This is a genomic window from Mesorhizobium sp. M7A.F.Ca.CA.004.04.2.1 (assembly GCF_004022825.1).
Lineage (GTDB): Bacteria > Pseudomonadota > Alphaproteobacteria > Rhizobiales > Rhizobiaceae > Mesorhizobium.
Window position 1 is genome coordinate 1 of record NZ_RZPH01001130.1, and the last position, 1,837, is coordinate 1,837.

The window sequence follows — 1,837 nt, forward strand, 5'->3', positions numbered from 1 at the left end:
GCGCTTTCCTTGCCCGGCGGCTGGAAGCGCGTCATGAAGGTGGCGACCAGGCCACGCTCGGCGCACAGCTCGCGCAGATGCAGCTTGGCACGCATGGCGTCGTCGGCTGCCTGCAGTGCCGATTTCGGTGTCAGCGCATATTCATACATTCCGTAGCCATATTCGGTGACCAGCGAGGCCACCCCGATGCCGATGCTCTTCATGCGGGTGATGAATTCGGCGGCAAAATCCTGATATTCGCCGCTGCGCACCAGATCATAGTTGATCAGCGAATGGCCCCAGGGCTTCAGCTCGCGGTAGCGCCCGGCGCGCATCAGATCGTGGTCGGCATGGAAGATGCCGAACTCGTATTCGAGCGCGATCATCGGCTCGTAGCCGAGCGCCCTGGCGCGTTCTTCGACGCGGGCCAGCACGCCGCGCGGATCGAACGGACAGACCGCGCCGTCGAGCATGTAGGAGCTGGTGATGGCGGAGGCGAATTTCGGCTTCCAGCCGTGCTGGACGACCGTCGCCGGATCGATGATCCCCTTGATATTTGGAAAGCCGTTGTCCTCATTGGCGCTCGGCGAGGCGAAGGCAACATCACCCATCGGTTGGCCGTCGCCATGGGTAACGCAATAGAGGATGGCGTTGATGGATTCGCCATAGGTAGAGAGCTTCAGCGGTGCGATCTTGGAGCGGAACGCCCCTGATGTGTCGACCGTATGGATCTCGATGAATTCGACGCCGTCGGCCGCCAGCTTGCTCTGCAGCGCTTCGAGCCTGGGCTTGTAGGCCGCGGCCTTGTCCTCAAATTCCACTTCAAACCTCCACCAGGAAAACTCGGAGCAATTCCAGGAAAAGTGTGAAACGGTTTTCCGTCCGGAATTGCGTTAGAAGAAACGGACAGACGCTACGCTATTTCGCGTTGCGCCTGAAAAATCGCGACAACAATTCGTCGAGCTCATAACGGCCGCTGATGCCGCTTGGCCGGAAGGCCATGCAAAGCACGATGACGACGCCGAGCGCCACACCCGACAGCCCGAGCAGCTGCGGCAGCTGGAGGCCGGCGATCGTCACGCCGGATTCGATGCTGCGGATGAATTCCAGCCCGACCGAAAGCACGATCACGCCGGTCACCGCGCCGGTCACCGTCGCCATGCCGCCCAGGATCAGCATCGCCAGCGTGTTGAAGATCATCTGGAAGTAGAAAAGCTTGGGACTGATCGTGCCGGCAAAATAGGCGTAGAGCACACCGGCGAGGCCGCAGATCAGCGCCGACAGCACCCACGACATCAGCCGCAGGCGTCGGGCGTCGATGCCGAGTGCTGCGGCGGCCTGCGGGCTCTGGGCGCTGGCGCGGAGCTGCAGGCCCCAGCGGCTGTCCTTGAACAGCCGCGCCAGCACGATCACCACCACCGAGAACACCATCATCCAGGGCAAGCCGACCACCTTCGGGATGCCGAAGAAGGCCTGGTTGCCTTTGAACAGATTGGTCCAGTTGAGAAACACCGAATGGACGATGATCAGCAGCGCCAGGCTGACGATGGTCGCGGCGACACCCGACAGGCGGCTGATCACCTTTCCGCTGACGGCGGCGACGATGCCGACCATGATGAGCGCGATGAGCGCCGACGACACCGGATCGAGCTGCAATGTGGCGAAGCCGAACGGCGCATGGGGGATCGACAGTTTCTTCATGGCCAGTGGCGTCGACAGGATGGCGACGCCATAGGCGCCGAGGCCGACAAAGGCACTGTGGCCGAGATTGGCGATGTTGCTGTTGCCCATGAACACCTGAAGGCCGACGACGACGATCAGGTTCACGAAGGCGCCGAGCGCCAGATAGGTGTAGTAG

1 protein-coding gene and 1 pseudogene are annotated in these 1,837 nt (G+C 62.0%); both read right to left on the reverse strand.

All coding sequences use genetic code 11. From position 1 onward, the window contains the following. Positions 1 to 800 (reverse strand): annotated as a pseudogene (locus EN893_RS32095) (glutamine synthetase); the annotation flags it as partial. Positions 801 to 897: 97 nt separating this feature from the next. Continuing rightward, a partial coding sequence (locus tag EN893_RS32100) for a branched-chain amino acid ABC transporter permease (RefSeq protein ID WP_164901306.1) occupies positions 898 to 1,837 on the reverse strand: 940 nt, incomplete at its 5' end.